Origin of the sequence: Haliea sp., from assembly GCF_040222615.1 — a bacterium.
GTDB lineage: Bacteria > Pseudomonadota > Gammaproteobacteria > Pseudomonadales > Halieaceae > Haliea.
On sequence record NZ_JAVKCQ010000197.1, the window covers coordinates 1 to 13,901 of the forward strand.

Annotated in this window: 18 protein-coding genes; 11 read left to right on the forward strand and 7 right to left on the reverse strand. The window is 63.6% G+C overall.

Going from position 1 to position 13,901, the window contains the following annotated elements:
• A partial coding sequence (locus RJQ10_RS15565; protein ID WP_502880248.1) for an AMP-binding enzyme occupies positions 1-395 on the forward strand: 395 nt, incomplete at its 5' end.
• Positions 396-421: 26 nt separating this feature from the next.
• Here the strand turns inward: RJQ10_RS15565 and RJQ10_RS15570 are convergent.
• The 6 genes from RJQ10_RS15570 to RJQ10_RS15595 all read right to left on the reverse strand — a co-directional run bounded on the left by RJQ10_RS15570 (position 422) and on the right by RJQ10_RS15595 (position 5,237).
• The gene (locus RJQ10_RS15570) at positions 422-1,309 is read right to left on the reverse strand and encodes a DMT family transporter (protein WP_350148239.1); all 888 of its coding nucleotides are present in this window, start codon (positions 1,307-1,309) and stop codon (positions 422-424) included.
• 24 nt (positions 1,310-1,333) lie between these two features.
• Positions 1,334-2,317 (reverse strand): hypothetical protein, encoded by a 984-nt coding sequence (locus RJQ10_RS15575; protein ID WP_350148240.1) that lies wholly within the window; start codon positions 2,315-2,317, stop codon positions 1,334-1,336.
• Between the two features lie 123 nt (positions 2,318-2,440).
• Complete coding sequence (locus RJQ10_RS15580; protein ID WP_350148241.1) at positions 2,441-3,064, reverse strand: DUF3565 domain-containing protein; 624 nt, start codon at positions 3,062-3,064, stop codon at positions 2,441-2,443.
• A gap of 42 nt (positions 3,065-3,106) precedes the next feature.
• Complete coding sequence (locus tag RJQ10_RS15585) at positions 3,107-3,421, reverse strand: cupin domain-containing protein (protein ID WP_350148242.1); 315 nt, start codon at positions 3,419-3,421, stop codon at positions 3,107-3,109.
• 73 nt (positions 3,422-3,494) lie between these two features.
• On the reverse strand, positions 3,495-4,394 hold the full coding sequence (gene ypfJ / locus RJQ10_RS15590) for a KPN_02809 family neutral zinc metallopeptidase (RefSeq protein WP_350148243.1): 900 nt from the start codon (positions 4,392-4,394) through the stop codon (positions 3,495-3,497).
• An 87-nt stretch (positions 4,395-4,481) separates the two neighbouring features.
• Positions 4,482-5,237: a phosphotransferase gene (locus RJQ10_RS15595; protein WP_350148244.1), complete on the reverse strand. Its 756-nt coding sequence runs from the start codon at positions 5,235-5,237 to the stop codon at positions 4,482-4,484.
• 224 nt (positions 5,238-5,461) lie between these two features.
• On the opposite strand from RJQ10_RS15595, the gene RJQ10_RS15600 reads away from it, so the two are divergent.
• The gene (locus RJQ10_RS15600) at positions 5,462-6,940 is read left to right on the forward strand and encodes a sigma-54 interaction domain-containing protein (RefSeq protein ID WP_350148245.1); all 1,479 of its coding nucleotides are present in this window, start codon (positions 5,462-5,464) and stop codon (positions 6,938-6,940) included.
• 24 nt (positions 6,941-6,964) lie between these two features.
• Here the strand turns inward: RJQ10_RS15600 and RJQ10_RS15605 are convergent, their stop codons facing one another.
• The gene (locus tag RJQ10_RS15605) at positions 6,965-7,531 is read right to left on the reverse strand and encodes a TetR/AcrR family transcriptional regulator (RefSeq protein WP_350148246.1); all 567 of its coding nucleotides are present in this window, start codon (positions 7,529-7,531) and stop codon (positions 6,965-6,967) included.
• A 203-nt stretch (positions 7,532-7,734) separates the two neighbouring features.
• On the opposite strand from RJQ10_RS15605, the gene RJQ10_RS15610 reads away from it, so the two are divergent.
• From RJQ10_RS15610 to RJQ10_RS15650, 9 genes are all read left to right on the forward strand, one after another.
• A complete protein-coding gene (locus RJQ10_RS15610; protein WP_350148247.1) occupies positions 7,735-8,145 on the forward strand; it encodes a nuclear transport factor 2 family protein in 411 nt (136 codons plus the stop codon).
• 181 nt (positions 8,146-8,326) lie between these two features.
• Positions 8,327-8,806: a YHS domain-containing (seleno)protein gene (locus RJQ10_RS15615; RefSeq protein ID WP_350148250.1), complete on the forward strand. Its 480-nt coding sequence runs from the start codon at positions 8,327-8,329 to the stop codon at positions 8,804-8,806.
• 81 nt (positions 8,807-8,887) lie between these two features.
• Positions 8,888-9,175, forward strand: a complete 288-nt coding sequence (locus tag RJQ10_RS15620; RefSeq protein ID WP_350148251.1) for a BufA1 family periplasmic bufferin-type metallophore — start codon at positions 8,888-8,890, stop codon at positions 9,173-9,175.
• A 20-nt stretch (positions 9,176-9,195) separates the two neighbouring features.
• Positions 9,196-10,071, forward strand: a complete 876-nt coding sequence (locus tag RJQ10_RS15625; protein WP_350148253.1) for an MbnB/TglH/ChrH family RiPP precursor modification enzyme — start codon at positions 9,196-9,198, stop codon at positions 10,069-10,071.
• Between the two features lie 3 nt (positions 10,072-10,074).
• On the forward strand, positions 10,075-10,824 hold the full coding sequence (locus RJQ10_RS15630) for an HvfC/BufC family peptide modification chaperone (protein WP_350148254.1): 750 nt from the start codon (positions 10,075-10,077) through the stop codon (positions 10,822-10,824).
• Between the two features lie 13 nt (positions 10,825-10,837).
• Complete coding sequence (locus RJQ10_RS15635) at positions 10,838-11,290, forward strand: DoxX family protein (RefSeq protein WP_350148256.1); 453 nt, start codon at positions 10,838-10,840, stop codon at positions 11,288-11,290.
• A 2-nt stretch (positions 11,291-11,292) separates the two neighbouring features.
• Positions 11,293-11,859, forward strand: a complete 567-nt coding sequence (locus tag RJQ10_RS15640; RefSeq protein ID WP_350148258.1) for an acyloxyacyl hydrolase — start codon at positions 11,293-11,295, stop codon at positions 11,857-11,859.
• A gap of 44 nt (positions 11,860-11,903) precedes the next feature.
• Entirely contained in the window at positions 11,904-13,208 is a 1,305-nt protein-coding gene (locus RJQ10_RS15645; protein ID WP_350148260.1) for a pyridoxamine 5'-phosphate oxidase family protein, read from the forward strand.
• 70 nt (positions 13,209-13,278) lie between these two features.
• The coding region (locus tag RJQ10_RS15650) for a glutathione S-transferase family protein (protein ID WP_350148262.1) at positions 13,279-13,901 on the forward strand (623 nt) is incomplete at its 3' end.

Genomic DNA, 13,901 nt, shown 5'->3' on the forward strand with positions numbered 1-13,901 from the left:
CCGGCGACGTAGGCCGGCTGGACGAGGTCGGCTTTCTCCATATCGTCGACCGCACCAAGGACATGATCGTGAGCGGCGGCTTCAACGTCTACCCGCGGGAAGTGGAGGATGTGCTGTCGCGCCACGAAGCGGTACAGCAGGTGGTGGTGATCGGCGTGCCCGATGAGCAGTGGGGCGAGGCGGTAAAGGCGTTGGTCGTGGTCAAGCCCGGCGTGACTGCAGATGACGCCCTGGCTGTCGCCCTGAAGCAGCAGGTGAAGGCAGCCAAGGGCTCAGTGCAGGCGCCCAAGAGCGTGGACTTCGTCGATGCCATTCCGCTGACGCCGGTGGGCAAGCCGGACAAGAAAGCGGTGCGGGCGCGCTACTGGGGTGACCGGGCGCGCGGGGTCAGCTGAAAATCACTGCGGCAAACCGTTCGCTGCTACAGGTGCAGCATCCGTTTGCGCCGCGAGCGCACCACCCCGGTCGCAATTCCCGTGCCCAGCAAGGTGATGACCATACCGGCCAGCACCTGCAGGCTGAGCGCCTCGTCGAGGAGCAGGAAGCCCCAGGCGAGGGCGCTCACAGGCACCAGCATGGTCACGGTAGAGGCCGCGGTAGCGCCGGCACTGGCCAGCACCTGGAAATACAGCAGCAGCGCCCCGGAGGTGCTCAGGGCGGCCAGGCACAGCGCCGCACCCCAGGCAGTGCCGCTGACCGGCTCTTGCGGCCACAGCAGCAGCCCGGGGACCAGTAGCACCAGGGCCGCCACCGCGCAGCTGCCCGCGGCCAGCACCCGGCTCGGCAGGTGTGAGAGGCGGGTGCGGGAGTAGTTGCCGCCAATGCCGTAGCAGACGGTTGCACCCACCGCCGCCAGGATAAACCAGCCGTCACCGCCGGCGCTGAAATCCAGTCGCCCCCCCGATAGCACCGCCACCCCAAACAGAGCCAGGGTAAGACCCAGTGTCTGCTGGCGCAGGATCGGGGTGGCAAAGAACGCCGCCCCGATCAGGGCGGTGGCGATAGGAGTGGCCGCATTGATCAGGGAGGTAAAGCCCGCTTCCAGACGCATCGTGGCCAGGGCGAGCAGGGTATAGGGCAGCGCCGCGGTAGTCAGGCCCAGCACAAACAGCGGCCCCAGGTGCTGGCGCAGCAGGCGCAGGTACTCGGGTTTGGCCAGCAGCGGGATCAGCAGCGCCGCCCCCAGCGCCATACGCAGCAGGATGAGGCTTACCGCGCCAAACTCGGGCGCCGCCACGCGCATGAAGATGAACGAGAATCCCCACAGCGATGACAGCAACAGCAGGCGCAGGGTATCGGCCGGCGACATGGCGGGTGTCCTTTGAGGCGACTGCTAGGCTTCGAGAATCTGCTTCTTCTCTTCACGCCGCTTGATGCTGTTCTCCCGGCGGATTTGCTGGAAGCGGATCTGGATCAGTCGCTCCTGCTCGGCCAGCTCGGCCGCCCGCTGCATAAGATTCTGGCCCGCTGTTGCGTCGGCCTGCGCCGGCTGCAGGAGACCGCTGTGGAATTCGTGTTGCATATTCAGCGCCTGGCGCTCCGCTTCCTCTTCCCACCTCAGGCGAAAGTCTTCTTCCCTGTTGGCGCGCTCCCACGCACGCAGGCGCTTGCCGTTGCGGTAGGGAGCAAGCAGTTTGGCATTGCGTTCGGCGATCTTGACCACCTCTTTTTCCTCGCGCTGGTTCCACTGTTCTTCCTGCCGCGTCAGCTCGCCGCCGATGGGGTGCGCAGGGATGGGCGTATAGTCGCGGCTCAGGCCCAGCTGGGCGGCCCGGGCGAGGACTTTCTCCTCAAGGGCATCGCGCAGGCTGTCCTTCTCCGCCTCTGCCCCCTCGCGGGCACGGTGCACCGCTTCAGCAGCTTCGCGTTTCAGGGCGAAAAGCTCATCGCCATAGGCCTTCGCCTGCGCCTCCATGGTCTGCAGGCGCTCTGCGCCAGGCTCCTCGCCCCGCCCCAGTATGGCGGCGGTCCATTCCTTCTGGAATTCGGCTTTGACCCCGGCGATGCGCGCCGCGCTGTCTGCCTCCAGCTTGACTTCCTCCAGCTGGAAAGCAGTATCCACCGCCCGGGCTTCGCGCTTGTATTCAGGCTCCAGCTCACGGGCATAGTCGCGCAACTCGCGCGTGGCATCGGCAAGTTGCTGGGAGCGCAGCCTGCGCTCCTCGTTGCGAGCCTTTTGGGCCTCGCTGCGCTGGGCGCGCAGTTCCCGTTCATCCTGGGCCGCCACGTGGCCCTGAGGCAATGCCAGCAGCAGGGCCAGCAGGCCCGTAAGGAGCATGGTTTGTTGCACGGTTTTTCCCTCCAGCAAAGCCGGCACGATGTCTGTCCTCTGGAAGCATAGTCAGTGACCCCGGGACAGGCAATGCAAAAAGGCCGGATAGCAGCCCCGATTCAGGCAGAGGAGCCAGGCTGACTGTGGTGAAAAGACGCCGCCGCCCGGCTATGCCGGCCGTGCGCCACCACAAAGCACCTCGGTCAACGCCTCGGTATCCATGTATTCCTTGAGTTCCAGCAACTTGCCGTCGCGCCAGGTGAACAGGAAGTGGTAGTGGTTGACGTAGTCCTTGCCGGACACGTGACGGCCCGCCCCCGTGGCCTCCACCGCCACCCGGTTGCCCTCGGCGGTGATAGCGTGGACCGTATAGCGCAGCCCGTCGGGAAAGGCCTCCAGCACGCTGCCGGCAAACTGGCGGATCTGCGACTTGTCATAGACGCCGGAGATCAGGGTGTTGCCCATGGTGTGCAGCTTGCCGTCGTCGGCATAGGCGTCGGCAATGGTGTTGGCATCGCCGCGGGCGATGGCCTGGATCAGCCGCAGGGTACGCTCGCGGTTGGACTCCACAACCACCTTGGGCACCTTCGGCTCATCCGCCGGCGCGCCCAGCTCGCACTTCTTGCAACTTAACATCTGACCCAGCATGGACGCCCGACCATCCGCCGTTTCCACCCAGGGGCGCTCGGCAAGCGGTGGCTGGTGGCGCACGTGCTGGTAGTGACCGCAGGCAAGTTCCGCCACCCAGTCGCGGTGCTCATCCTGATGATAGCCGGTAATGGCCTGTTGCATGACATTCGCTTCGCTGCTTGCCGGGGCTGCAGTGTACCCGGATTAGCCCATATTGTCGGGATGCAGGTGCACCGCCAACCACAGGGTGCCAGCCTCACACTGCTCGACCCGATGGGGCGTGCCGGCGGGCAGAAACAGGTAGTCACCCTCTCCCAGCGCAACCCGCTCACCCGCCACCTGCATGACCGCCCCACCCCGAACCAGCAGCACCCACTCATCCTGATTCTGGACGTAATCAACTGGCTGGATATCTGGGGCACTGACAATGCGCTCGATCACGAGGTTGCGGTGGGCGAGGAGTGTGTCGAACCGTTCACCCCGCAGGATTGTGTCGCTGTCGTGGAAAAAGTTATCCATCAGCAATACTCGGTGGAGATCACCTTCAAGCGCGCTCCGCAGGCGAGGGATTTTCCCTTCCCGTTACACATAATCAGATCTCGGCCGCGAAAGTATCGCACTGGCTGAAATCACCGCTCTCAAACCCGCGCCGGAACCACGCCGCCCGCTGCGCAGAACTGCCGTGGGTGAAGCTGTCTGGCACCACCTCTCCGCCGCCGCGTTTCTGCAGGCGGTCATCGCCGATCGCCGACGCCGCCTGCAGGGCCTCCTCCAGGTCCCCGGGCTCCAGCATCTGGCTGTAGTGGTGGGCCGAGTGCCCCCACAGGCCGGCAAAGCAGTCAGCCTGCAGCTCCTGGCGCACAGAAAGCGCATTCACCTCGGCCGCGGGCCGGCCCTGGCCGCTGGCACGCACCTGCTGGCTGATGCCGAGCAGGGTCTGGACGTGGTGCCCCACCTCGTGGGCGATCACATAGGCCTGGGCAAAATCCCCCGGCGCGCCCAGCTGGCGGTCAAGGTCGCGAAAGAACCCCAGATCCAGATACACCTTGCGATCCGCGGGGCAGTAGAAGGGGCCGACGGCGGAGCTGGCCGTGCCGCAGGCGGAGGCCACCCGCTGGCTGAACAGCACCAGCACCGGCTCCTGGTAGCGGTTGCCCGCAGCGGCAAAGATCTTCTGCCAGGTCTGCTCGGTGTCCGCCAATACCACCGCCACGAACTCGGCCAGCTCCTGCTCCTGTGGCGAGAACGGTGCCTGCGTGGATGGCGTGCCCGCGCCGGATGTCAGCTGCAGCAGGTCGATGCCCAGCATCTGGGCGCCGGCAAACGCCAGCACCCCCACCAGCAGCAGCGCTCGCCCGCCCTTGCTGCGCAACAGCCAGGGCAGCACCCGCACCAGCATCAACAGGCCCGCCCCACCGCCGGCGCCAGCGCGCAGCGGTTGACCGCGCCTATCGTCGACGTTGCTGCTTCTCCGCCTTCCCCGCCACTCCATGCAGTGCTCCTGTGTGCCATCCGATCGGCGCGTCGGCGTACATTAAACCAGAAACCGCACAGGTAGGTACTCCCAAGGCTGGCAGAGCTACACGTGCCGGGATACCTGGTCGCGATCCACGCCACAGCCGCAGCCGCGCAGTCGAAACCTGCGATTAGTCCGACGATGAATCCAGCGCTTCCAGAACCGGGTCAACTGCTTGAACGGGCGTTCCGCCGCAAGCAGGTCCAGTTCCCCGGCAGTATAGGGTTGCGTCGTGAGGGCTCGCTTTTGCCTGAGCAGGTGATACAGGTCCGCTTGCTGCAGGCGGCGCTGCAGCCATCCCAGGGGACGCAGCACCAGGGCGTCGTAAGAAACCGGGAAACGGATGGCTGCGGCGAGATCAATAAAGATTACTCCCCGCCCGGGGCTCACCAGCATATTCCGCCCCCGCAAGTCATTGTGGGCGAAGCCCAGGGCGTGGATCGCCTGCAGCGCGCGCACCGCCTGGCCATAGGTGCTGTCATCTGCGGCGGATGTGTGTGCGGAGGGGTGTTCCCCCGGGATGTATTCCATGGCAAAGCGGTAGGCGTCAATGCAGCCCAGGTACCGCGGCACATGAGGCGAGTCCGCCAGGGCGCGGAGAATCCTTACTTCACGCCGCGCAAGGTAGCGCGCCAGCGGCCTGAGGTACCGGGGCGTGGCGGAATAGTCCTTGACCACGTATTGCCGGTCGCGACCGGTGTGCAGGGTGACCGAGGCCTTCAGGCCTCCACCCCGGGAGAGAAACCTGGCCGGCCCGGCTGGCAGCCCGGGAAGGGCGATACCGCACCAGCGGCTATCTGCATTGCTTGTTACTGACATATTGGCTCCGCTGATCAACTATTTCGGATAAGGTGAGGCCGTTCATGCGGCCTCTGTTGTGGCGTCCCTTATCATTTTTCGTGCCAGAAAATTTTTCCTTGTTAATCAGAACCTTGGAGCCAACGACAGGTCACAGATATTTGGGATTCACAGGATTTGGCGAGCATTTCACAAATTCCTGTGACCCCGGGCACTCACTGAACCACTAGCGACAAGGAAGGAAGATGAAGCATTCCCACACCGACCTCGACAGCCTCCGCAATCGCCACCAGTTGATCCTGGGCGCCGCCGGCGAGGGCATCTACGGGCTGGACTGCGAAGGCCGGGCCACCTTCGCCAACGCCGCGGCGACCCGGATTCTCGGCTGGACAGAGAGTGATGTGATCGGCGTGCCGCTCCATGATCTGCACCACCACAGCCACCGGGACGGGCGCCACTACCCGAAAGAGGACTGCCCCATTTACGCTGCCCTCAAAGATGGCGAAGTCCACCACGTCAGCAATGAGGTGTTCTGGCACTCCGACGGCTACCCGGTGCCGGTGGAGTACACCAGTACGCCGATTCGGGAGGGAGGCGAACTCAGGGGAGCTGTGGTCGTGTTCCGCGATATCTCGGCGCGGGTCCAGGCAGACCAGCAGCGCGAGCGTGACTACCGCGAAATCCAGTCGCTGAAGGAGCAACTCGAACTCGAACGCGACTACCTCCGCGAGGAAATCAGCATCACCACCAATTTCGGGGAGATCATCGGCGAGAGCCAGGCGCTGAAACGCACCCTGTCACAAATCGAGGCGGTCGCCAGAACCCAGGCCAGCGTGTTGATCCTCGGTGAATCCGGCGTGGGCAAGGAGATGATCGCCCGCGCCGTCCACCAGCACAGTGACCGCGCCGAACGCTCCCTGGTGAAGGTCAACTGCGCCTCCATACCCAAGGATCTATTCGAGAGCGAGTTCTTCGGGCACATCAAAGGCGCCTTTACCGGCGCGCACCGCGACCGTGTGGGGCGCATGCAGCTGGCCAACCGCGGCACCCTGTTTCTCGACGAGGTCGGTGAGATCCCCCTGCCGCTGCAGGGCAAGCTCCTGCGCGCGCTGCAGGAAAGTGAATTCGAGCGCGTGGGGGATGAGACAACGGCCAAAGTGGATGTGCGTGTGATCGCGGCCAGCAATCGGGATCTGGCGGACGAGGTGAAAAAAGGACGCTTCCGGGAAGACCTGTATTACCGGCTCAGCGTGTTCCCGGTGGCCGTGCCCCCCCTGCGCGAGCGCACCGCCGATATCGCGCCACTGGCCATGCACTTTCTGAACCTGGTCTGCCAGCAGCTGGGCCGCGAGCCGCTCAAGCTCTCGCGGTCCCACATCGAGCAGCTCAAGCTGCACACCTGGCCGGGCAACATCCGCGAACTGAAGAATGTCATCGAGCGCGCGGCAATCCTCTCTGCAGGAAGTCGCACACTGCGGCTTGACCTTGCGCTTCCCGCCAGCTCGGTCAACCCCGGCGCCAGTGTGGAGCCGGAGTGGCAGGAGGGCGAAATACTGACTGACTCCGACTTTCGCCTGCTGGAAAAGACCAACCTGGCGAACGCGATGCGCAGGGCCGGCTGGAAGATCTCCGGGCCGAATGGCGCGGCCGAGCTTCTCGGCCTGAAACCGTCGACCCTCGCCTATCGGCTCGCCCAGTACGGCATCAAGAGAATCCGGGCCTAGCCCACTGCGGCTGGCGCCGCCACCTCAGTCCAGCTGTCGGTCAACAAACACCCGCGCCATTTCCCGGGCCCGACCCGCCGCCTGCTTGTCGCCCATGACATAGGCGTAGACGATTGCCCCTTCCATCAGCATATTGAGCTCATTGGCCAGCTCAGCGGGCTCCCTGGCGCCCGCGAGGGTAGCGAGACTCTCCAGGTATTCCACCACCAACCGCTTGTGCTCCGCGCTGACCATGTGGCTCGGGCAGCTCTCCTCAGCGAACTCGGCCGAAGCATTGATAAACATGCAGCCCGAGAAATCCTTGTCCTGAAACCAGTTGCCGAGAAAATCAAACACCGCCAGTAATCTCTCCCTGGGGCTGGCGGCATGCATTTCAGTCTCTCGCATCATCCGGTTCCTGAACAACTCATCGCGCTTTCTCAGGGTCGCCAGGATGAGCTCGTCTTTCGTCCTGAAATGGCTGTACAGGGTTTTCTTGGAAACACCCGCCTCGGCAATGATTCTGTCTACGCCGGTGGCATGAAACCCGTTGCTGTAAAACAACCTGAGAGCGTGATCGACGATCTGCTCGCGCTTGGATGGGGCTGGCATTGGAACTCCGCAATATTTGTATACAGCTCAGTATACCTTTTAATCCTTCCTTCACGCACCCGTATTTAGCCCGAATAGCCTGATTCATCGAATACAGGCTCAAAATATTTTTATTTTTTTGCGCTTTCGCCGTTGACATACTATACCGATCTGTATACCTTGCATCGAAAGTAAACAGATCGGTGTACTTAGGAGGTGCCCAAATGACTGAGCAGATCAAACCGCCCTTCAACCGTGAAGCGGCAATCCTCAAGGTCCAGCGCGCAGAAGATCTCTGGAACACGCGCGACCCGGCGCGAGTATCACTTGCCTACAGCGAGAACACATCCTGGCGCAATCGCAACGAGTTCGCCCAGGGTCGCGAAGAGGTGACAGCGCTCCTGTCCCGCAAGTGGGCCAGGGAGCTGGATTACCGGCTGCGCAAACAGCTGTTCGTATTCTCGGACAACCGTATCGCGGTGAATTTCACCTACGAGTATCGCGATGACAGTGGCCAGTGGTTCCGCGCCTATGGCCTGGAACACTGGACTTTCGATGCGGACGGCCTGATGAGCGATCGCAACGCGAGCATCAATGAATCACCGATTCACGAGGGCCAGCGTGAGTTGTTTTAAGGGTCGCTCAGCGCCCCTGCACTTGCGCCGGGAAAGCAAACCCGCAACTGAAACCAAAGGAGGACTGCCCGACACAAAAAAACCTGACGCAATTACCGCCGCGCCATGACCGGCCAGCGGGAGACTACCAAACAATTGATTTCACAACCCAAACCAAGGTAATGAAAAGGAGCTACACGACATGAAACTTTCCTCTCTACTGAAGCGCTTCGCGGCGATGGTCGCGATCACCTTCTCCGCGGGCAGCTTTGCCGCGGATCTGCAGATCAACGCCGACGGCAACGACCTGGCGATTCACGGCTACGACGCAGTGTCCTATTTCTCGAAATCCGGGCCTGTCGAGGGTAGCGCCGAGTACACGGCCTCCTACAAGGATGCCATCTACCGCTTCGCCAACGCCAAAAACCGCGACTCCTTCCGCGCCGACCCGGAGAAGTACGCACCCCAGTTCGGCGGCTACTGCGCCATGGGCGTGGCCCTCAACCAGAAGCTGGACGTTGATCCCCTGGCCTACCGCCTGGTCGACGGCAAGCTCTATCTGAACCTGAACAAGCAGGTGCAGAAAAAATGGATGGAGGACATCCCGGGCAACATCGAAACCGCCGAGCGCAACTGGCACGGCATCCACAACCTGACAGCCGCGCAACTGGCGGCGGAGTAAGGCAGGCCTTGTCTGGTTCGCGGGACCGCCGGTGGCGGCCCTTCGAACCAGGCCCCACAGCAAGCAAAGGAGCAAGCAAGCATGAACAAGAAACTGATCGCCAGCGCGGCCCTGGCCGCCGCCCTCTCATCCATCGTCGTCGCACCCGTGAGTGCCGCAGGCAAGGAGAAGTGCTACGGCGTGGCCGGTATCGGCCAGAACGACTGCGGCAACCTCGCCGGCACCCACAGCTGCGCCGGACAATCCACCCTGGACAAGGACCCCGGTGAGTGGAAGTTGGTAGCGAAAGGCACCTGCGAGGCCATCGGCGGCATGCTGAAGGCCGAGGCCAAGGCGCATTACGAAGCCAGCCAGAAGCAGTCTGACTAGCGGAAATCGGGGGTGTGACCGTGGCCAACGTAGATCTGTCAACAAAGCCGCCGGTTGGCGTCGGCTTGCGACATCCACACTACGAAGCGGCGCTCTCCCGTGCTGCGGATATCGACTTTGTCGAAGTCCATACTGAAAACTTTTTCGGTGAGGGCGGTGCGTCCCTCGCCGTTCTCGAACAGGCACGCGAACACTACGAGCTCAGCTTTCACTGCACGGCTCTCGGCCTCGGCTCCGCCGCAGGCATCTCCACCCAGGCGGTGACCAGGCTGGCGCAGCTGGTAGCACGCTTCAACCCGATGCTGGTGTCCGATCACCTGTGTTTTTGCTGGGTGCAGCAAGGGGACACGCGAATCCATGCGGGAGACCTGTTGCCCCTGCCCCGCAACGCGGAGGCACTCGCCGTCCTCACAGACAATATCGACCGCGTACAGCAGGCCATTGGCCGGCCTCTGGTGGTCGAGAATATCAGTACCTATATCGACCAGGGCGGACACCAGTGGTCGGAGCCGGAGTTCCTGCACAGGCTGGTAGAGCGCGCGGGCTGCCAGCTGCTCGTGGATATCAACAACCTGCTGGTCAATGCCCACAATGCCGGACTCTCGGCAGCGGAGGACTACGCCAGGGCCTGGCTGGATGCGATCCCCCAGGATGCGGTTGCCGAGATCCACCTGGCAGGCTATACGCCGGTCGCGCCCGGACAGCTCGCGGTGGATGATCACGCCGCTCCGGTCTCGGACCAAGCCTGGCGAATCTACGCCCATGCGCTGCAACGGCTGGGCAATGTGCCCACCCTGGTGGAGTGGGACAACGACTTGCCGGACTGGTCCGTCCTGCTCGCTGAAGCCACGCGCGCGCGGGATATCCAGCGCGCCCTGCAGGCGGAGGAGGCGTAGGCAATGACCTCGCTCGCGCAACAACAAGAGCACTTTGTCGACGCTGTCTTCGGGATTGACGACGCAGGCTCGCGACCGCTGACGTCCTGGCGGCAGGGGCTATCGATCTATCGCCGGAATGTGGTCGCGGTGGCCGAGGCAGCCCTCGCAGTGAGCTTTCCCGTCTTGTATCGACTCATGGAACAGGCCGACTTTCGGGCACTGAGCGTCGCACTACTGCGTGCCCACCCCCCCGTCGCGGGCGACTGGGGCGAATGGGGCGCAGAGTTGCCGACGCTGCTTGCGGCGACCAGTGCCGGACGCCAGTTCCGGTTCCTGGCTCCCATGGCACGGCTGGACTGGCAGACCCACCGCTCCGCGCGGGCCGCTGACAACCAGTTCGACCCGGCAAGCCTGGCGCTCCTGACTGACCCCGGGATAGACCGGGTGGGGATCACGCTGGCTGCCCACGTGGGCCTGCTGGAATCGATGTATCCGCTACTGGAAATCCGGAACTGGCAGGACGGTCAGGAGGCTGCAGCCGGAGAGTTTGTCGTCGCCAGCGTTCCCCGGGCCATCCTGGTCTACCGCCAGCAGTACCGGGTCGAGCATACCTATATGAACCCCCGGGACCATGTATTCCTCAACGGCCTGCGGGCCGGCCGTGCGGTCGGGAGCCTGCTCGACGAGCTCGCGAACACTGATTTCGACTTCGCCCTGTGGCTGGAAAGGGCGCTGCGGCAAAACCTGATCCAGCACTTCTATCCACTCTGAATGGAGAACTGACATGCAAACGACCTTTAGCTCAATTCGCGAACAGTACTACCGGGTTTCCGAGCCCGTGGTGAACCTGTCGTTCCTCGCCCAGGCCGCGGCGCGCTGCTACACCGCCTGGGTATTTTTCGCCTCCGGACTCACCAAGCTGAGGGACTGGGAAACCACCCTGTTCCTGTTTGAATACGAGTACAGCGTGCCCGTGCTGTCCCCTGAACTGGCTGCCTACCTGGCGACGATCGGGGAAATAGTGCTGCCAATTTTACTGGTAGCCGGCCTCGCAAGCCGCGTCTCTGCTGCGGGGCTGTCCATCATCAACGTGGTCGCGGTCCTGAGCCTGGAGGATATCCCGGCCGCCGCGATGTACCTGCATTACATCTGGGGCATCCTCCTCGCCCAGATCGTCGTCTGGGGTGGCGGGGTCCTGTCTCTGGACCGGTGGTTGAACCGCCGCCGGGAGTTCTGACCGTGGCGGCTCTAACGGGAAAGGCGCGCGTCAAGCGGGCGATGAAGCGCCTGTATCGCGCCGGGATGGTGGCCACGGTGCTGCTGGCAGGGACCTTTAGCGAAGGGCTGATGGCCGAGACCTACCAACCTGCCGGGCTGCGCTACGGCAAGGCAGTCGGCCAGTTCCATGACGTGCATCACTACGCGGCGATCTACCAGCTCTCCGCGCCCCGCAGGACAGGTGCGAGACATCTGGAGCTTGCGGTCGGCGCCCTGGACAGCGGTGGTGACACCAGCGCGTTCCTGTCGCTGGGACCGGTCTGGCGATTTCACCCGGGAACCCACTCACTGTACCTGGAGTTCGGTTTCAGTCCGACCCTGATCAGCGACCCGTCGCTGGGCGGGGAGCAGCTGGGCGGCAACGTTCATTTTACCTCGTCGGCCACCGTGGGCACGCGCTTCGGCAGTCGCGACGAGTACGGTGTAGAGCTGCGAATCCAGCATACCTCCAACGGAGGACTGGACAGCACCAACCCCGGACTGGATGCCATCGCCCTGAACTTCACTGCTCAGATATGGAGCATGTAGGCCGCTTGCGCCGCCAACTGCCCCGACAACCAGGGAGAATGTGAATGGGACACCGCTATCACGATATCGCGTTCACCCCAACTGTGGCGGACCTCCAGTCCGCCATGGGCAGCCGGGAGGGCTACGCCGCTATGGGCGCCGGCGGGCAGCGCAATCATCTGCTCAGTGAGCGCGAAAGAGACTTCATCGCCCGACGTGACAGCTTCTACCTCGCGAGCGTGAGTGAAACCGGCTGGCCCTACCTGCAGCACCGCGGTGGCCCCCCCGGGTTCATGAAGGTGCTCGACGAGCATACGCTGGGCTTCGCCGATTACTCCGGCAATCGCCAATACGTGAGCACGGGCAACTTCATCAACAATAACCGGGTGTCCCTGTTCTTCATGGACTATCCCAATCAACGGCGCCTGAAGATCCTGGGGCGCGTGCAGATCGTGAGCACCGGCGAGCAGGACATCCTGACGCTGCTGGAGGATTCGGATTACCCGGCACGGGTCGAGCGCGGCTTCCTGATTCATGTTGAGGGTTTCGACTGGAACTGCCCACAGCACATCACACGGCGCTTTACCGAGGCGGAAGTCCAGTCCCTGATCCAGGCGCTGCAGGAGGACAAGCTCCTGCAGTCTCGAGACCCGGAGCCGGTCGAGGACCGGAGCGCGGCGTGGCCGGCAGTCGTGGGCGAAGGGCCTCTGGAACTGGTGGTCACCGGAATGCGGCAACTGGCTCCTCGCATACGCGCCTACGAACTGCGCGATCCCGAGGGGCGTGAGCTGCCGCCCGTAGAGGCGGGGGCACACCTGGTGGTCCCGGTGCTGCTCGACAACGGGGAACTGGGTGATCGCCACTACTCCATCGCGTCGAATCCCGCGCGCCGCGACGCCTATGAAATTGCCGTCCTCAGCAAACCCGATGGCCGCGGCGGCTCCGCGGCATTGCACCGGGGCTACCGGCTCGGTCTTCGCCTCCGTGCGGAGACGCCCGCAAACCACTTTGCCCTGCACGCTGATCCGCGCCCCGCCCTTCTGATTGCCGGTGGTATCGGTATCACAGCGATCAAATCTATGGCCCTGGCACTGGCAGCGCGCGACGCCCGTTTTGAACTGCACTACGCGGGCCGTTCGCGCGGCGAGATGGCCTATCGGGACCAGCTGCAGCGCCAGCTCGGTGAGCGCCTCTTTGTCTACAGCGCGGCGGATGGCGAGCGCCTCGACCTGGATTCCCTGCTGCTTGCCGCTGGCGCGGACACCGTGATCTATCTCTGCGGCCCGGACCGACTGGTCACCGGCGCACTGCGGATCGCCCGCAAGCTCAATATTCCGGGTGAGCGGCTGCGCCTCGAACGCTTCAACTGAAACAACAGACCGCGCCCATGGTGGGCGCGCGACCCAAGGCAACACCAACCTGAGCAAAAGGAGCACCACCATGCGTAAAATCAAACTGTATCGTCACGCCCTGTCCGGGCACTCTCACCGTGCAGAGCTGTTACTGTCCCTGCTGCAACTCGACCATGAACTCGTGGACGTCGACCTGGTAAACGGTGAACACAAACAGCCCCCCTTCCTGGCGCTGAACCGCTTCGGTCAGGTGCCGGTGCTGGAGGACGGGGATACCGTGCTGGCTGATTCCAATGCGATCCTCGTTTACCTGGCAACCCGCTACGACTCCAGCGGCAAGTGGCTGCCCCGGGAGCCTGACCGGGCCGCCGGGGTACAGCGCTTCCTGTCCGTCGCCGCGGGACCGCTGGCCTATGGCCCCGCCGCCGCCCGACTGGTCACCGTATTCGGAGCGGACAAGGATCAACAAGCCGCGATCCGGGATGCCCACAAGCTGCTGGAGGTACTGGAATGCCACCTGACGGGTCGGGAGTGGCTGGTTGGCGAGCATCCAAGCATCGCCGATATCGCCAACTACAGCTATATCGCCCACGCCCCGGAAGGCGGGGTATCCCTGAATGCCTACGGCAATGTCCGCACCTGGCTCACTCGCATCCAGAAACTGCCCGGTTTCGTGGCCATGCAGGCGACGCCGGTGGGGCTGGCGGCGTA